Source organism: Runella aurantiaca (assembly GCF_003339505.1).
GTDB lineage: Bacteria > Bacteroidota > Bacteroidia > Cytophagales > Spirosomataceae > Runella > Runella aurantiaca.
The window spans coordinates 18,155-34,012 of the sequence record NZ_QPIW01000012.1 but is presented as its reverse complement, the minus strand read 5'-3'; the positions used below and the strand labels follow the sequence as shown (position 1 = coordinate 34,012).

Here is a 15,858-nt window from a genome sequence, read left to right as displayed (position 1 = left end):
TTTGTTAAGGACTTGTTAATGAAGATTAACGAAGAGTAAAAGTTTTTTGGGACAACCCGGAAATGCTCATTTTAGACATGATGTAGTTTGAATTTTTGCCCAATCCCTGAAAGTAGCGTTTTTATGATTAACGTTTTCTATATACCCTACTGTGTCGACAGTCTGTTTTCGCAGGGTCTCTCATGCCAGAGGTATTTCACCTGAATAAGGAGTATTAAGTGAGCTATTTTATTGCAGTCAATTTTTGATTAGAAATTTATCTTCTTCTACTTATAAAGCATTAAATTGACGATTTATTTTATCCCCTGTACTTACTGTTTTTTACGCTAAAATACCCACATCAATGACTGGCTGTCGATTAAATAAGTATTATAAATTGTTGACACTTGCCACTTTGGGCTTAGTAATAACTCTTTCCTGCTCAAAAGATATGCCGACTCCAATAAATTCTACTATTCCAAATCAAATCCTACCCAACATAATACCCAAAGGCAATGAAAAGTATCTACAAGAAAGCTCCGATTATATCTATAACCAGGAAAAAGTAAGAACGTATGAACTGATTATTAAAAACGATGACCTGTCAAAATTAGATTCCGACCCCGCCAAAGAAGAATATGTAGAGGCCGCTTTGATATTTGAGGGTGATACTATCAGTCCGGTTGGTGTGCGTTACAAAGGTTCGATTGGGGCTTTTGCAGGCTGTTTGTCGAACCCTGATTGGGCGAACCCTTCAGGACAAAAAACGTGTGAGAAGCTCAGTATGCAGATAAAAATCAATTGGAAAGACCGTAAAGAACGTTTTTTCGACGTAAACAAACTTCAATTCCATGCGCAAAACTATGATAAATCGCAGCTCCGTGAACGCTTGGCCTATTGGCTTTTTGCCCAAATGGGGGTTCCTTCTCCTCGCTCGGTTCATGCAAGGTTGCTGATTAATAATAAATATTCGGGTTTATACGGTCTAACCGAAGAAATTGATAATCGCTTTGCCAAGTATTTTTATAAGCAAGGAAATGGTAATATCTACAAGGAAGTTTGGCCGGTAAAAGCCAACGGCGAACTCCAGGCGGATAATGCTTTTATAGACGCCCTAAAAACCAATGAGGCGGAAAAAGATATTAATTTAATCAAAGAATTTAGTCAGGCAATTGCTGCTTCTAACGCATCAACGGGCAAAGAAGTGATAAGAGAATACATGAAAATCGACGAAATAATGTCTTATATTGTGGTAGACAGAGCAATCAGGCACGACGATGGCCCATTTCATTGGTATTGCAGCAATGAAATGGTAAATTCTTGTGTAAATAAGAATTTTTACTGGTTTGAAGACAAAAAAAACAGAAAAATGCATCTCATTCCATGGGATATGGACGGCACTTTTGAGCATATAATCAGAAATGCTAATGATAATACGGCGTTAGCCGATAAATGGGGAGAAACATCGAAAGACTGTTTGCCTTTTACAAGTGGAAGCAGTACCCTAAAACAGCGTTCGGCCGCTTGTGATAAGCTAACAGCGGCATGGGTAAGTTTTGATTCAGAATATAATTTTATTAAAAATCGGTTCCAGACTAATTTCGTTGCAAACAATAAAATGCTTTCTCAGTTGGATATTTGGGCAAAACAAATTGAGCCTTTCATTACTGAGGCCGATAATATTCATAATAGATATATTATGAACGCAGTCAATAAAAAAACGACTACAGTTCTTGTTTGGGAAAATGCAACAAATACATTGAGAAGTCAGGTAAAAGCTATTCAATGATTTTTATTCACTACTAAATATAGCTTTCAAAACTTCCAAGTGCCTATTTAAATCTTGGCTTATTCAATTTTTATAGTAGATGTACTGATTTAAACACTGGCTTATTGCGATACACTTTTGCGTGTTCTATCTATTCTAATCAACATAAAATAATCAAAAAATCGGCAAGCCCTTCCTCCGGTGCATTTTGTAGTTTCTATCCCCGGGCAATCCTGCTTCAAAATTCACTAAAACTAATTGCGTATAAAGTAGCATGTCAAGGAATTCTGACATCTCACCTAATAAATTAGCTCATGTTCAGCCATTTTTTTTGGTTTGTATCAGAAAACCAACACGATACGGCCATGAAAAACCTTCTTATTTTCTCAATTTTGCTTTTTGTAGGTGTGCTTTCTCAAGCCCAAAAAGTGGGCGACAGCTGTGAAGATTGCGAAATGATGTTTGAAGGAATGCCGAAAACACTATCTTGGCAAACCACTATCGCTGATGCCAAAGAAGCGGGTGAGCGCATGGAAATCAGCGGTAAGATTTACCAAGCTGATGGCAAAACCCCCGCGACTGATGTAATTTTGTACGTGTATCATACCGATGTAAAGGGAGAATATACACCCACCGCCACGCAGGTCCATGCCCGTCGGCATGGGCATCTGCGGGGCTGGATAAAAACCGACGCACAGGGAAGGTATCAGTTCAGTACCATTCGTCCGGCGGCGTATCCAGGTCAAAAGTTTGCGGCGCATGTGCATCCCATCATCAAAGAAACCGCCAAGAATGAATATTGGATTGATGAATATCAATTTGAAGGTGATTCACTATTGACCCAAAAAGACCGCTCAAACGCCCAGAACCGAGGTGGGTCGGGTATTATCAAATTGACCAAAAATGAACAAGGAGTTTGGATTGGCAAAAGAGACATTATTTTAGGGAAGAATATCCCGAATTATCACTAGGCGTTTTGCGTTACCAAAACAGTAAACCAAAACGCTTTTTGTATGAATCCAAACGAGTTTCTACTTTTCGCTTTTGCGACCTTAATGCTTAATCTTACGCCAGGCTCCGACATGATTTACGTGGCCACGCGCAGTACTACTCAAGGAATTCAAGCGGGTATTGTATCGGCTTTGGGTATCGCAGGTGGATGTTTGGTACATACTTTTGCGGCGGTTTTGGGGCTTTCGGTGCTGATTGCTGAGTCGGCGGTGGCGTTCAATATTGTCAAGTTTCTGGGAGTGGGGTATTTGTGCTATTTAGGAATTACGTCTTTATTGAGCAAAAATACCCTGTCAACCCAATCATCTCTGGAATCTACACCTTTAAAAAAAATATTTTGGCAGGGAGTTTATACCAACGTGCTTAACCCCAAAGTGGCGCTATTTTTTCTGGCTTTTTTGCCCCAATTTGCCGACGTTCATTCCGAAGATTTCAAGTGGCAGGTATTGGTGTTGGGTATTTGGTTTAACGTTTCAGGAACGCTGGTAAACGCGGCCGTGGCGGTATTTTTTGGGAAAGCAGGAAGGTATCTAAACCAACTACCTCATTTTTCTCGCATCCAAAACAAGGTGACGGGGGCTATGATGTTGGGTTTGGGAGTTTATCTGGCCTTTGCCAAACGGTCAGAATAGAGCTGGCAGTTTATAGTATGACAGTAGGCAGTGTCAACGAATCAATGTTAGATTGGTTTTAACCTAAGCTAACTGTTTACTGCCTACTGTAGACTGCATTTGTATCAAATTAATCTTCGTCTTCTTCGTCGCTGGTGAAAGAATACAGCGTTGTATCCAATTTCAGACGACCGTGGTTAAAGTCTTCGATAAATTTCGTAATCACTTCGTCGGTAACGGCCTCGATGTTGAGACAAGCGTCTAAGCCTACGCCATATTCAAATTCTGGCTCAATTTCCAAATGTTCTTTGACCTTTACTTCCTCTTCTTCCTCAATGGATTCGATAAGTTCGGTGATGAGTTCTTCGGCCTCTTCTTCCACGGCAGGGCTGATTTTATAGCCGGGAGCGCGTTCGTCCAATGGCAGGTAATCAGGATATACTTTTTGGGCTTGTTCTACCGCTTTTTCGTACACCAAACTGCTGTGGTGCAGGCGCAACGTATAAATGATGGCATCATAAATAACTTCCTGACCTTTATAACTACCTACAAACTGGACGTGGGCCAATTCGCCATTTTCGGAGGTACTGACATCTTCATCGTCGCAATGAATGAAGTTGGTGCCTGCTTCTTGGCACTCTTCCTTTAATAATTTGATTTCCTCGGGGTTATATCCTTCATTCATGATCGCAATCTGATTTTAATGATGAGTAAGAGTTGGTAAAGTAACCGAATCATTACTGAAAATCAAAGAATAGTTGGCAAATTTGGGACAAATAAGCCGAATGTATGACCGAACAATTTTTCAAAAACCGGCTCAAAGTAGTCGAATTGGCCAGCGTTTTGGCGGGGCCTGCCGTGGGGATGTTTTTTGCCGAATTGGGCGCAGAAGTGATAAAAATTGAGAATAAAAAAACGGGTGGCGACATGACACGTTCTTGGAAACTACCCACCGAAGATTCCTCTTCTTCGTATTCGGCCTATTACGCAAGTGTCAACTGGAATAAAAAGATCTATCTGCTTGATTTAGAAGATGCTGATGACCGTGAGCAAGTGTATGGATTGCTTCAGAATGCCGATATTGTGATTAGTAATTATCGAACAACCGTCGCCGAAAAATTGGGGGTAGATTATCCAACGCTTTCCCAAATCAATCCAAAATTGATTTTTGCGCAGCTCAATGCCTTTGATGATCACAGCGAACGTCCCGCATTTGACGTGGTACTGCAAGCCGAAGCGGGTTTTTTGTACATGAATGGCGAAGCGGGCGGGCCGCCCGTCAAAATGCCCGTTGCGCTGATTGATGTGTTGGCAGCACATCAGTTGAAAGAAGGAATATTGTTGGCGTTGTTGCGTCGTACCCAAACGGGAAAAGGAGCTTATGTGGCAACTTCTTTGTTTGACTCGGCCGTGGCGTCGTTGGTCAATCAGGCGACTAATTGGCTCATGGCCACCCACATTCCTCAACGGATGGGCACGCAACATCCCAATATTGCCCCTTACGGCGATATGTACACTTGCAGCGATGGAAAAGCGATTTTATTGGCCGTTGGCACCGAAAAGCAGTTCAGAAATTTGTGTCAAGTGCTGGATTTATCAGAAATTTTAACGCAGCCCTCATTTAGTTCAAATGTGGAACGGGTCAAAAACCGAGCAGCATTGAATGCAAAACTGGCCGAGAAAATTTCGGTTGTTGATGCTGCCTCATTGCTTCAGCAACTGGAAGTTGCATCTGTACCCTCCGCCGCCATTCGTAACATGCAAGAAGTATTTGAATTGGCCGCGGCGCAGTCCATGATTTTGGAAGAAACGCTGCCCGACGGGACGGTCAGTAAGCGGGTAAAAACGGTAGCGTTTGAGATGGATGAACGTTGAAAAACGTTGCCAGAATATTATTTTTTGAACAACTGATGAAGCCCCCACACCTGCGGAATCAGCAGTTGGCTTTCATCATTGTAGATGATAAAATCAGCGATTTTATGGCGCTCTTCGTCAGAAATTTGACGGGCTATAATGTCGCGGACTTCTTTTTCTGAGCGTTGAGGGTCACGTTGCAGCACGCGGGCTACGCGTAGGTCGGCGGGGGCATAAACCACAATCACTTGAGCGAGGGCGTTGTTTTGGCCCGCTTTGGCCATAATGGCCGCTTCTTTGATGAGGTAAGGCGCGTTGGTGTTGTGCTCGACCCATTTCTGCGTATCTTCACTCACCCGAGGATGTACGATAGCGTTTAGTTTTTGCAACAGCGGAGGATTCTGAAACACTTGACTCGCCACCCAAGCGCGGTTGTAACTGCCGTTTGGTAAATAGGCCTCGCTACCCAATAACTCAGTAACGGCGTTTTTGAGAGTAAGGTCGTGATTAAGCAACCATTTGGCGCGGTCGTCGGCGGAGTATACAGGGATGCCCAAAGCCGAAAAAATCCGACAAACAATGCTCTTGCCCGAGCCTATACCGCCTGTGATACCGATTTGGAGCATTTCCAATGGAGGGTTGATTTACGATTTTAAAAATCGAAGGTAGTCAGTCTGCCGTTTGAAATAAGTCTATTTCTTTTTTGATTTTTTGCCGCCCGACTTGGATTTTGGCGTTGGAGTCGTTTTTTCTTCCGTGGTTGGGGAAGAAGTTGGGGGGATGTTGCCGAATAACTCCGCTACTTCAAAACTCACAAAAACACGGTCGGTGCTTGCTTTCAAGAGGGGAGATTGGGGATACCGGATGGGCAGCTCTTCATCGTAATTACCCCTTATTTTTTGGGCGGGTACCCGTACCAAAATAGTGTCTGCAATATCGCTTACCAACGAAGTTGGGCCGTCAAACGTGACCGTTGTTGGGCGGAGATTGATGAAACTTGATACCACAAATCGCGGCGAGAGTTGCAATCCGGCACTGTCTACTCTCAGCACCGTAGTTTTGATCATTCGTTCTTCAAAATCCAAGCGATTTACATCCAGCATCACGTTGCTGATTCGCACATCTTTCACTTGTTCGTGCATGATGGCGGTCAATGCCGCCGGATTGAGGGTTTGGGTAGCAAGCGGGTTGAGAATGGGATACTGAACGGGCGAAACTGTAAAAGGAAGTGATTTTCGCAGCAACATCCAGCCGTTTCCAGTGAGCGTAGCGCTGACGCTTTTGGGAAGGGGCGTAATGGGAATATAAAGCGAATCGTTGTAGGTTAAATTAATGGGGTACTGGACCCGAAGAGTATATCCATCTTTGTTAAGCTCATTGAAAAGCCAAATAATCGTAGCCGCCACCAAACTAAACAGGATGATGCGGCTACGAGAAGGTTGGGATGAAAGGGGAATCTGCGCCACTTGATGTCAATTAGGATGCACTTGTACCTGCCAAACGCGAAACGGATGATTTCTCGAATTTCATTTTTGTGCCTTTGCTGCCGTCTACTTCAAGCGTAACGGTCGTTTCGTATACGGATACTACCGTACCGTGCAAACCGCCGATTGTAACTACTTCGTCTCCCTTTTTTAGTTCTTCCAAAAATTTCTTTTGGTCTTTCTGCTTCTTTTGCTGAGGGCGAATCATGAAAAAGTAAAATACACCAATGATACCCGCCCAAAGAAGGAGTTGGTAAATCATGGAAGATTGGCCGCCGGCCTGTAAAAAAATGCTGTTGAGCATGGGTTTATGATTAGGGTTAAATAAAAGGTTTGTCGTTGGTTTTTAGAGCGAACTGGTGGTCACTGAATCTTTAGCGGCTTCAACGTCGGCTTTGAACTGAATATCCGTCGTTGCTGGATTGGTATTGGCAAAAATCGTGACTGTTTTAAACTGTTGCCCCTGTTTGCCTTTACTGTTGAACCGAACCAAAATGGCACCTTCATCGCCTGGGCCTATGGGTTGGCGGGGCCACTCGGGGATGGTACAGCCGCACGAAGCGCTCACGTTGTTGATGATGAGCGGAAAATCGCCTACATTCTTGAATTTAAACGTGTGTTCTACTTGAGCGCCTTCTTTAAGAGAACCGAAGTCAACATTTTTAATGTCTTCCGCAAATTCAAACTTTGGAAGTTTATCATCCAGGTTGCTCGTGGCGTTTTTATCCTGATTGCTTCCGCAGGATAAAAGAACCGTACTTACTAAAGCTAAAAATAGGTATCGCATGGGGGACTGAAATTAAGCAGTTTGTCCTTTGATTTGCGCCATCAGACGGTCCACATCTTCCAAGAGCCGTTCGGCTTTTTCGCGTGCATCGGTGACCACTTTTTGTCCTTCTGCTTTTGCCAGACTTTCGGGCAAATCTTTGCCTTCTAGCAAATCAGAGATAAGGCCCTGTAATTGCTCACGGTATTTTGAAAGACGATACGACAGTTTGTCACGCGTGATTTCGCCTTTTTCGGGTGCGTACAAAACGCCAACGGCGGCGCCCGTAGCAACGCCTGCCAAAAATGCGATCAATACTTTTGATGAATTGCTCATGTTGTTTTAAATGTTTATTGTTTTCAGTGATTGTGCGGGCAGTAAATACCTACAGTCAACTCGGATTTATTTATTATCCAACAATCCCCTTCCGCTTTTTCGGATTTTGCCTTCTTTGATCAGCGTTTTTGAAAGGGTATCTAAGATTCCATTTACAAATTTACCACTTTTTGGCGTACTATATTCTTTGGCCATTTCAATTGCTTCGTTTATTGTCACCTTGACGGGGATTCCGGGAAAAGACATCATCTCGGAAACACTCATTTTCAGGATTAAATAATCCATCGGGGCCAAACGGTCTAAATCCCAGTTTTTGAGTGGCTCGGCAATGATTTGCTCGATTTCGTCGTTTCGGGTGGTGGTTTGCTCAAACAATTCTTCCATAAAAAAGCGATCTTCTTCCCAATCATCGGTCAAAGGAGTGAGCTGAAGCCCGCTGTCTTCGATGGTTGATTTGAATGTTTTGTTGGCCATTTTACGGGCAAGGTCGCCGTTTTCGCTCCAGTACAGGTCTTTGAGTTCAAAAAAGCTAACAACATCCTCATTTTTCAGAACCACATCTTTGAGCGCATTCAGAATGAGTTGCAGGTCTTCTTCGGCGGTGTGTTCTTTGGTTTCACAATAGGCCCGATAGGCATCGTCGTTCCGAAAAACATCCCTGAACAGCGTACGTACAAGTCCAGTGGTTTCTTGCCCCCACGTGATTCCGCGACGAATAAACTCATTTTCCAAGGTTTTGCTCTCACTCAGCGCAACCACGACTCGGTTGGTATCAAAACCCGCAATTTTTGAGAGCGGTTTGTTGTCTGGATCGTCGTACTGGCGTTCGCGTTCAGCTTGAGATAGCGAGCCAAATTCAATGAAAAGCTGTAAAAGGAGCAGGTACGTGTTGTAGATGGCCTCCACTTCGGGCGTCAGTTGCCGAGCGATGCGTTGCTTGTCTTTTTTGAACAAATCTTGGTAATACCGGAGGGCATTTTTGGCCGTGACCAAAGCCGTGGGTGGGGTATCATCATCGTGTGGGATTTCCCCTTTGCGATAATTTTCCTCCAGCAAAAGAGTGGTCATTTTTCTCATTCCTTCCAACTTCAAGGGGTCTTGGGGTGTCATGGAATTGAGGTCTGGCTTGAAAGATTCCGTGATGAAATCTACCGCCAATAGATAGTCTGCCTCGCGGGCAGCTTGCAGAGCGTAAAGGGATTGCAGCACCTTTACGCGCAGGTGTCTTCGACTTAACATTCAGTCTTGAAATTTGTGCAAATAAGCAGCAAGGAAAAGAACTTGCTTGTGTTTCCAGCCGCAAAGGTACGTTAAATAACCCAAATTTTCCAAGAATACTCGTGACGTTGACCGCAATTACCGTCCAATAGTACCGTTGATGTACAGAATTTTTGCCCTTATTTTTATTGTTCCAATAAAGACAGAAACGGGTGGATTTTGTTCAAAAAAAGAGTTTGTAATGTCACAGAAAAGCCGTAATTTTACTTCTATAAAGGTGGCTGCTCAAGGCAGCAAAATTTCGATAATTTTAACATTTATAATTAGCTGTAAAGCAACAATTTAATCCAATGGCAGACAACAAAGAACAGAAATTTAAAGCCTTGCAAACAACACTTGAGAAGCTAGATAAAGCCTACGGAAAAGGCACAGTCATGCGTCTGAGTGACAAAAAAGTAATGGACGTAGAAGTCATTTCAACGGGTTCCGTTGGGTTGGACTTAGCGTTAGGAATTGGCGGATTGCCACGCGGCCGGGTCGTGGAAATCTATGGTCCTGAGTCATCAGGAAAGACGACCCTTGCCATGCACTGCATTGCCGAAGCGCAGAAAGCAGGCGGATTGGCCGCCTTTATTGATGCCGAGCACGCTTTTGACCGCAGTTATGCCCAAAAATTAGGGATTGATACCCAAAATTTATTGATTTCACAGCCTGATAACGGGGAGCAAGCGCTCGAAATTGCCGAACATTTAATTTCTTCGGGGGCCATTGACATCATCGTGATTGACTCCGTGGCGGCCCTTGTACCAAAGGCAGAAATTGAAGGTGAAATGGGTGACAGCAAGATGGGTTTACAGGCCCGTTTGATGTCGCAGGCTTTGCGTAAATTGACGGGGGTAATCAACCGGACCAACTGCTGCTGTATCTTTATCAACCAGTTGCGCGATAAAATCGGCGTTATGTTTGGTAGTCCCGAAACCACCACGGGTGGTAACGCCCTAAAATATTACGCGTCGGTTCGTTTGGATATTCGTCGTATCGGTCAAATCAAGGAAAGTGCTGACAACATCACGGGTAACCGTACCAAAGTGAAAGTGGTGAAAAATAAATTGGCACCGCCGTTTAAAGTGATTGAGTTTGACATCATGTACGGAGAAGGTATCTCCAAAGTGGGTGAAATCATCGACTTGGCGGTGGAGTTGGAGATTGTTAAAAAATCAGGTTCATGGTTCAGCTACGACGGCAACCGCTTGTCGCAAGGCCGTGATGCTGTAAAACAATTGCTGAAAGACAATCCTGAATTGACGGAAGAACTGGAAGCCAAAATCCGGGCCAAAGTCAACGAAGATGAAAATGCGCTCGTCGATACTCTTGAGCCAAACATCGCCGATGACGGAAAACCTGAGTAAGGTTTTTAAATTAATGGTAGGGGCAGGCTTTACGTCTGCCCTTTTTTATTTGGAACAGAGGTGCTATCCCTACCAACGCGGTAGGGGCAGACGCAAGCGGTCCGCCGCGGGCCTGCCCCTACGGATGTTATTTCAAAATTTCTCTTGAAATAACCAGTTTCTGAATTTCGCTCGTTCCTTCGCCGATGGTGCACAGTTTGCAGTCGCGGTAAAATTTCTCTACGGGATAATCCTTCGTAAAACCGTATCCGCCGAAAATCTGCACTGCTTCATTGGCTACGCGTACTGATACTTCAGAAGCGTAATATTTGGCCGTTGCACTTTGTAGTGTAACGGTTTCGCCCCGGTCTTTGCGATCGGCAGCGTCATAAACCAGTAATTTAGCGGCTTCAATTTCGGTGAACATATCGGCCAATTTAAACGCAATGGCCTGAAACTGCGAAATCGCTTTTCCAAACTGATGGCGTTCTTTGGAATACGCCAAAGCAGCTTCGTAGGCACCGATGGCGGTTCCTAGACTCAAAGCGGCAATGGAAATGCGTCCACCGTCCAATATTTTCAGTGATTGAATAAACCCTTCTCCCACTTCCCCCAACACCTGACTTTCGTGAATCCGACAATCCTGAAAAATCAGTTCTGCCGTTTCGGAAGCCCTCATACCGAGTTTATCTTCTTTTTTCCCCGCCGAAAATCCGGGGGTATTTCGTTCGATGATAAAAGCCGTCGCTCCCCGTTTATCGCCTGGCGCACCCGTCCGCGCAATCACGACGGCTACATTGCCGCTTTTGCCGTGGGTAATGAAGTTCTTAGCGCCATTCAAGACCCAATATTCTCCGTCTTTGACGGCAACGGTTCGCATATTTCCAGCATCGGAGCCCGTGTTGGGTTCGGTCAAGCCCCATGCGCCAATCCACTCGCCCGACGCAAGTTTTGGAAGGTAGTTCTGCTTTTGGGTTTCGTTGCCAAACATTAAAATGTGATTGGTGCACAGCGAGTTATGGGCGGCCATCGAAAGACCGATGGAAGGGTCAACTTTGCTCAATTCAACAATGGCGGTTATGTATTCGCGATAGCCCAATCCTGCGCCACCGTAAGACTCAGGAACCAATATGCCCATCACGCCCAATGCTCCAAGCTGATGAAAAATTTCGACGGGAAAATACTGACTTTCGTCCCAATCTCTAACGTGAGGTTGAATCAGACGCGCTGCAAAATCGCGGACTGACTGTGCAATCAATTCTTGGTTTTCTGCAATTTCTGCCATCATAGTCGTAACAAGTGAAAGGTATAGTTGTTGATTCCGTTTCTCTAATGTATGCTTAGTCAATGATTATGCCAACAACCGTTGCTCATTTGGTTAGAAGGCGCTATTTTGAATTTGGTGTGGATTGAATAACGGTTCAAAGGTATTTGGAAGCAAGGAGTAAAAAGCTAGATAAAATTTGTCTTAACAACGAATTTTTAGGTAATATTATTTCTTGAAAAAATTGGGTGTTTGCCGTAAAATCAATGATGCATAGACAAATATGCGTTTGATTTAGAGGGATTGCCAAAATTCTTCTAATTTTGAGGCGATTTTATAAGCTAAAAAAAATACAATTTTTAGATTTCTTAAATTTATAGAATTCCAAAGCGGAATAAAATAACAACCAACAAACAGCGATTTATGAAAATAGCAGTAGTAGGAACCGGATATGTAGGACTTGTAACGGGAACTTGTTTTTCGGAAACAGGGATTCAAGTGACTTGTGTTGATATTGATATTAAAAAAGTTGAAAAGCTGAACAACGGAATTATTCCGATTTATGAACCCGGGTTGGACGTGCTTTTCCATCGCAACGTGGCAGAAGGCCGGTTGAAGTTTACAACCAATCTGGTTGAAGGAATCAAAGATGCGCAGGTTATTTTTCTGGCATTGCCTACGCCTCCCGGTGAAGATGGCTCGGCCGATTTAAAATATATTTTGAAGGTAGCCGATGATTTGGGAAAAATCATGGAAGAATATGCGGTTATCGTTGATAAAAGTACCGTACCCGTCGGCACCGCAGAAAAAGTAAGTGCCGCCATTGCCAAAAATGCAAAAGTAGAGTTTGATGTGGTTTCCAATCCTGAGTTCCTGAGAGAAGGAGTAGCGGTGGAGGATTTCATGAAGCCCGACCGGGTGGTAGTAGGAACGCGTTCGGAAAGAGCTAAAAAAGTAATGGAAAAACTGTATGCACCGCTGGTACGTCAGGGCAACCCCGTTATTTTTATGGATGAGCGCTCGGCAGAAATGACCAAGTACGCGGCCAATTCTTTCTTGGCGATGAAGATTACGTTTATGAACGAAATTGCGAACCTTTGTGAATTGGCGGGTGCCGATGTAGACAATGTTCGTAAAGGAATCGGAACGGATAGCCGCATCGGAAAACGTTTTCTGTTTGCGGGTATCGGGTACGGCGGAAGCTGCTTCCCGAAAGATGTTCAGGCTTTGGCCAAAACGTCGGAGGAATACAATTACGATTTCAAAGTGTTGAAATCAGTAATGGAAGTCAACGAGGCGCAAAAAACCAAAATGATTCCTCTGGTAAAAAAACATTTTGACGGAGATTTGACGGGCAAAACCATTGCGGTGTGGGGATTGTCATTTAAGCCATATACCGACGATATTCGTGAAGCACCGGCATTAGAAAACATCAGTATATTGCTCGAACAGGGCGCCAAAGTGATTGCATACGACCCTGAAGGAATGGAAAATGTGCGCAACTACGTGTTGGGCAACAAAATCACGTACGCACATACGCCCTACGCTGCTTTGGATGAGGCCGACGCGTTGATGATATTTACGGAATGGCCGCAGTTCCGTACGCCAGAATTTGAAAAAATGGCGTTGCTGATGAAGAGTAAAGTAATTTTTGACGGTCGTAATGTGTATGAACTCGACCAAATGAAAGAACTTGGATTTACGTATTATTCCATTGGAAGAGAAACGGTTGGCATTTAACATTGACCAGTTAATATTGAGCATTTAAATGGCAAAATCAGATTTTTCTGCTAAAATGTCGATTGCTTACAAGGAATGTCTAGAAACGAAATATTGGCTTTCTTTACTGAAAGATACGGGCTATATTGAGCAAAAGGCTTTTGAAAGTATTTATAACGATGCTGATGAACTAGCTAAAATCCTGTTCTCAATTCTTATAAACCACCCGAATAAACCCTATCAAAATGTTTTTGATGTGGTTCTGGTAAAATTGTTAAATGATAAATGTTTACTGATAAATGAAAAGAGTTTTAATCACCGGCGCAGCAGGATTTCTGGGGTCACACCTTTCCGACCGTTTTATTAAGGAAGGCTATTATGTCATCGGGATGGATAATCTCGTCACGGGCGATTTGCGCAATATCGAGCATTTGCGTTCAAATCCTCATTTTGAATTCATTCATCATGATGTTTCTAAGCACATCGTGATTGATGGTGACTTGGATTATATTCTCAATTTTGCCTCTCCGGCAAGCCCGATTGATTATTTAAAAATCCCGATTCAAACCCTTAAAGTAGGCTCGCTGGGTACACACAATTGCCTTGGTCTGGCCAAAGCAAAAGGTGCTCGTATCTTGGTTGCCTCAACTTCAGAAGTATACGGCGACCCGTTGGTTCACCCCCAAAATGAAGAATATTGGGGCCACGTTAATCCCGTCGGATTGCGTGGTTGTTACGATGAAGCGAAGCGTTTTCAGGAAGCCATAACGATGGCCTACCACCGTCATCACGGCGTAGAAACGCGTATCGTGCGGATTTTTAATACTTACGGCCCTCGTATGCGCCTAAACGACGGGCGGGTATTGCCTGCGTTTATCGGTCAGGCTTTGCGCGGTGAAGATTTAACCGTTTTTGGTGATGGTTCGCAAACGCGCTCTTTCTGCTACGTCGATGATTTGGTGGAAGGGATTTATCGTTTGCTCTTGAGCGACCACCCCATGCCGGTCAATGTAGGTAACCCTGCCGAGATTACCATCGGGCAGTTTGCCGAAGAAATCATCAAATTGACGGGAACTTCGCAGAAAGTTATCTACAAGCCGCTTCCGCAAGATGATCCAAAACAACGTCAGCCAGATATTACGTTGGCAAGAAAGGTGTTGGGTTGGGAGCCGAAAGTGTCCCGCGAAGAAGGTTTAAGAATTACGTACGATTACTTCAGAAACTTGCCAGAAGAGCGCCTCTACGAAGAGTCAAATCACCGTCAGTTCTAGGAATTAACTCCTGAAAGTATACTCACGCAAAGACGCGGAGATGCAGAGAAAAACTTTGCCCCAGCGACGGACCACTCTTTCGCGACTTTGCGTGATTTTTTTTGTCAAAATGCCAAATAAGGCGCTATCTTATTGACAAGCTTCTCGTCCAAAATCTTGATATTCAATAAGTCCTGAGGGGTTTTGTAAGAACCATGCTGCTCACGGTATCGCACGATGATTTCAGATTGGCGTCTGGAAAGATAAGGGTGTCGGTCCAGTTCTTCTGGTGAAACGGTATTGATGCTGATTTTCTGTACCGAACTACGTACTTGCGCAAAACGATTTAACTCACTCAACGCCAACGAATCCAGCCCGAAAACTTCGGTGTACTGCGTCGTAGAAGCAAAGCCACCCAATCCATCCCGAAATTTCACAATCCTGGCGGCGAGTTTGCTGCCAATCCCCTTCAAACGAATCAACTGACTTGTATCGGCCGTATTGATGTCGAAAGTCGTCAATGCAGGTTTTGTAAACGCAGGTTTAGGAGCCGCAGGGGTAAAGGCTGGCTCAGGAACGGGTGGGTTTGTAGTTGCAGCAAACGGTTTTTTTTCGGGAATGTTGATATAGGGTTCGAGACGTTCGTACAAAGCAGGAGCCAAGCCGTAAATTCTCTGTAAATCTTCTTTCTTGCGAAATTGTCCGCCTTTGGTGCGATATTTTATAATCCTTTCGGCAATGAATTTTGGCATTCCCAACTCTTGAAATTGCGTAACAGAAGCGATATTAGGGTCAAAATAAAACAGCGACAACGGCCGTTCTGGATTTTCTTCACGGTCTTTTTGAGAATAGTCTGCCCCATTTGATTTGGAATAATACGGTTTTTCGGGTTGTATCTTTTCTAAAATAGCCAACAAACTGTCGGCTTTTCGGCTATCAGTTTCGGGAATGACAGTTGATTTTTCGGACGTAAAACGGTCGTAGGTCAATGGCCCAAACCAGCACAAAACCATCACGACCGCAACCACCAAAAATCCCCGCGCCTGACTGCGCGAAAGGCCAAATTCATCGCGAATTAAGTATAGAAGGCGTTTTAGCATAGAGAATTAGAAGCTTGTCTAGCGGCTTTTTGACTTAGATTGCATCATTACGTCACAAATTCCCTAATTTTGCGCGCTTATATCATCTTGAACAATAGATAACAAACGAA

The 15,858-nt window shown here is 43.9% G+C and carries 17 protein-coding genes; 8 read left to right on the top strand and 9 right to left on the bottom strand.

The window, feature by feature from the left end:
- The first annotated feature begins 343 nt into the window (after positions 1 to 343).
- From DVG78_RS15475 to DVG78_RS15465, 3 genes are all read left to right on the top strand, one after another.
- Entirely contained in the window at positions 344 to 1,768 is a 1,425-nt protein-coding gene (locus DVG78_RS15475) for a CotH kinase family protein (RefSeq protein WP_114461971.1), read from the top strand.
- A 344-nt stretch (positions 1,769 to 2,112) separates the two neighbouring features.
- The gene (locus DVG78_RS15470) at positions 2,113 to 2,718 is read left to right on the top strand and encodes a dioxygenase family protein (RefSeq protein ID WP_158550037.1); all 606 of its coding nucleotides are present in this window, start codon (positions 2,113 to 2,115) and stop codon (positions 2,716 to 2,718) included.
- Between the two features lie 42 nt (positions 2,719 to 2,760).
- Positions 2,761 to 3,390 carry a LysE family translocator gene (locus DVG78_RS15465; RefSeq protein WP_114461969.1) on the top strand — a complete coding sequence of 210 codons (630 nt, stop codon included), beginning with the start codon at positions 2,761 to 2,763 and terminating at the stop codon, positions 3,388 to 3,390.
- Between the two features lie 109 nt (positions 3,391 to 3,499).
- On the opposite strand, the gene DVG78_RS15460 is transcribed toward DVG78_RS15465, so the two are convergent.
- Positions 3,500 to 4,054 carry a hypothetical protein gene (locus tag DVG78_RS15460; protein ID WP_114461968.1) on the bottom strand — a complete coding sequence of 185 codons (555 nt, stop codon included), beginning with the start codon at positions 4,052 to 4,054 and terminating at the stop codon, positions 3,500 to 3,502.
- A gap of 104 nt (positions 4,055 to 4,158) precedes the next feature.
- On the opposite strand from DVG78_RS15460, the gene DVG78_RS15455 reads away from it, so the two are divergent.
- A complete protein-coding gene (locus DVG78_RS15455; protein ID WP_114461967.1) occupies positions 4,159 to 5,244 on the top strand; it encodes a CaiB/BaiF CoA transferase family protein in 1,086 nt (361 codons plus the stop codon).
- Positions 5,245 to 5,261: 17 nt separating this feature from the next.
- Here DVG78_RS15455 and coaE read toward each other — a convergent pair whose 3' ends face one another.
- From coaE to nusB, 6 genes are all read right to left on the bottom strand, one after another.
- A complete protein-coding gene (gene coaE / locus DVG78_RS15450; RefSeq protein ID WP_114461966.1) occupies positions 5,262 to 5,849 on the bottom strand; it encodes a dephospho-CoA kinase in 588 nt (195 codons plus the stop codon).
- A 66-nt stretch (positions 5,850 to 5,915) separates the two neighbouring features.
- Positions 5,916 to 6,689: a YbbR-like domain-containing protein gene (locus tag DVG78_RS15445; protein WP_199563261.1), complete on the bottom strand. Its 774-nt coding sequence runs from the start codon at positions 6,687 to 6,689 to the stop codon at positions 5,916 to 5,918.
- A gap of 10 nt (positions 6,690 to 6,699) precedes the next feature.
- Entirely contained in the window at positions 6,700 to 7,011 is a 312-nt protein-coding gene (gene yajC / locus DVG78_RS15440) for a preprotein translocase subunit YajC (protein WP_114461965.1), read from the bottom strand.
- A 42-nt stretch (positions 7,012 to 7,053) separates the two neighbouring features.
- Positions 7,054 to 7,494: a DUF1573 domain-containing protein gene (locus tag DVG78_RS15435; protein WP_114461964.1), complete on the bottom strand. Its 441-nt coding sequence runs from the start codon at positions 7,492 to 7,494 to the stop codon at positions 7,054 to 7,056.
- 12 nt (positions 7,495 to 7,506) lie between these two features.
- Positions 7,507 to 7,809, bottom strand: a complete 303-nt coding sequence (locus DVG78_RS15430) for a YtxH domain-containing protein (protein WP_114066780.1) — start codon at positions 7,807 to 7,809, stop codon at positions 7,507 to 7,509.
- A gap of 66 nt (positions 7,810 to 7,875) precedes the next feature.
- Positions 7,876 to 9,048: a transcription antitermination factor NusB gene (gene nusB / locus DVG78_RS15425; RefSeq protein WP_114461963.1), complete on the bottom strand. Its 1,173-nt coding sequence runs from the start codon at positions 9,046 to 9,048 to the stop codon at positions 7,876 to 7,878.
- A 329-nt stretch (positions 9,049 to 9,377) separates the two neighbouring features.
- Between nusB and recA the strand changes: the two genes are divergently transcribed.
- Positions 9,378 to 10,436: a recombinase RecA gene (gene recA / locus DVG78_RS15420; RefSeq protein ID WP_114461962.1), complete on the top strand. Its 1,059-nt coding sequence runs from the start codon at positions 9,378 to 9,380 to the stop codon at positions 10,434 to 10,436.
- Positions 10,437 to 10,563: 127 nt separating this feature from the next.
- Here recA and DVG78_RS15415 read toward each other — a convergent pair whose 3' ends face one another.
- Positions 10,564 to 11,703 (bottom strand): acyl-CoA dehydrogenase family protein, encoded by a 1,140-nt coding sequence (locus DVG78_RS15415; RefSeq protein WP_114461961.1) that lies wholly within the window; start codon positions 11,701 to 11,703, stop codon positions 10,564 to 10,566.
- 399 nt (positions 11,704 to 12,102) lie between these two features.
- On the opposite strand from DVG78_RS15415, the gene DVG78_RS15410 reads away from it, so the two are divergent.
- Genes DVG78_RS15410 through DVG78_RS15400 form a run of 3 tightly spaced genes read left to right on the top strand, consistent with a single transcriptional unit; the run spans position 12,103 to position 14,669 of the window.
- Complete coding sequence (locus DVG78_RS15410) at positions 12,103 to 13,419, top strand: UDP-glucose dehydrogenase family protein (RefSeq protein WP_114461960.1); 1,317 nt, start codon at positions 12,103 to 12,105, stop codon at positions 13,417 to 13,419.
- Positions 13,420 to 13,447: 28 nt separating this feature from the next.
- The gene (locus DVG78_RS15405; RefSeq protein ID WP_114461959.1) at positions 13,448 to 13,765 is read left to right on the top strand and encodes a four helix bundle protein; all 318 of its coding nucleotides are present in this window, start codon (positions 13,448 to 13,450) and stop codon (positions 13,763 to 13,765) included.
- On the top strand, positions 13,698 to 14,669 hold the full coding sequence (locus DVG78_RS15400) for a UDP-glucuronic acid decarboxylase family protein (protein WP_114066775.1): 972 nt from the start codon (positions 13,698 to 13,700) through the stop codon (positions 14,667 to 14,669). Before DVG78_RS15405 ends, DVG78_RS15400 begins: the two co-directional genes overlap by 68 nt.
- 104 nt (positions 14,670 to 14,773) lie before the next feature.
- On the opposite strand, the gene DVG78_RS15395 is transcribed toward DVG78_RS15400, so the two are convergent.
- Complete coding sequence (locus tag DVG78_RS15395) at positions 14,774 to 15,748, bottom strand: ComEA family DNA-binding protein (RefSeq protein ID WP_114461958.1); 975 nt, start codon at positions 15,746 to 15,748, stop codon at positions 14,774 to 14,776.
- Between the last annotated feature and the right edge of the window lie 110 nt (positions 15,749 to 15,858).

What these genes read in the sequence shown, in the direction of transcription:
- DVG78_RS15405 (WP_114461959.1), top strand. Translation starts at nt 13,448, where the DNA reads ATGGCAAAATCAGATTTTTCTGCTAAAATGTCGATTGCTTACAAGGAA.
- DVG78_RS15430 (WP_114066780.1), bottom strand. Translation starts at nt 7,809, where the DNA reads ATGAGCAATTCATCAAAAGTATTGATCGCATTTTTGGCAGGCGTTGCT.
- DVG78_RS15410 (WP_114461960.1), top strand. Translation starts at nt 12,103, where the DNA reads ATGAAAATAGCAGTAGTAGGAACCGGATATGTAGGACTTGTAACGGGA.
- DVG78_RS15455 (WP_114461967.1), top strand. Translation starts at nt 4,159, where the DNA reads ATGACCGAACAATTTTTCAAAAACCGGCTCAAAGTAGTCGAATTGGCC.
- DVG78_RS15465 (WP_114461969.1), top strand. Translation starts at nt 2,761, where the DNA reads ATGAATCCAAACGAGTTTCTACTTTTCGCTTTTGCGACCTTAATGCTT.
- coaE (WP_114461966.1), bottom strand. Translation starts at nt 5,849, where the DNA reads ATGCTCCAAATCGGTATCACAGGCGGTATAGGCTCGGGCAAGAGCATT.
- recA (WP_114461962.1), top strand. Translation starts at nt 9,378, where the DNA reads ATGGCAGACAACAAAGAACAGAAATTTAAAGCCTTGCAAACAACACTT.
- DVG78_RS15475 (WP_114461971.1), top strand. Translation starts at nt 344, where the DNA reads ATGACTGGCTGTCGATTAAATAAGTATTATAAATTGTTGACACTTGCC.
- DVG78_RS15400 (WP_114066775.1), top strand. Translation starts at nt 13,698, where the DNA reads ATGAAAAGAGTTTTAATCACCGGCGCAGCAGGATTTCTGGGGTCACAC.
- DVG78_RS15395 (WP_114461958.1), bottom strand. Translation starts at nt 15,748, where the DNA reads ATGCTAAAACGCCTTCTATACTTAATTCGCGATGAATTTGGCCTTTCG.
- nusB (WP_114461963.1), bottom strand. Translation starts at nt 9,048, where the DNA reads ATGTTAAGTCGAAGACACCTGCGCGTAAAGGTGCTGCAATCCCTTTAC.
- DVG78_RS15435 (WP_114461964.1), bottom strand. Translation starts at nt 7,494, where the DNA reads ATGCGATACCTATTTTTAGCTTTAGTAAGTACGGTTCTTTTATCCTGC.
- DVG78_RS15470 (WP_158550037.1), top strand. Translation starts at nt 2,113, where the DNA reads ATGAAAAACCTTCTTATTTTCTCAATTTTGCTTTTTGTAGGTGTGCTT.
- yajC (WP_114461965.1), bottom strand. Translation starts at nt 7,011, where the DNA reads ATGCTCAACAGCATTTTTTTACAGGCCGGCGGCCAATCTTCCATGATT.
- DVG78_RS15460 (WP_114461968.1), bottom strand. Translation starts at nt 4,054, where the DNA reads ATGAATGAAGGATATAACCCCGAGGAAATCAAATTATTAAAGGAAGAG.
- DVG78_RS15415 (WP_114461961.1), bottom strand. Translation starts at nt 11,703, where the DNA reads ATGATGGCAGAAATTGCAGAAAACCAAGAATTGATTGCACAGTCAGTC.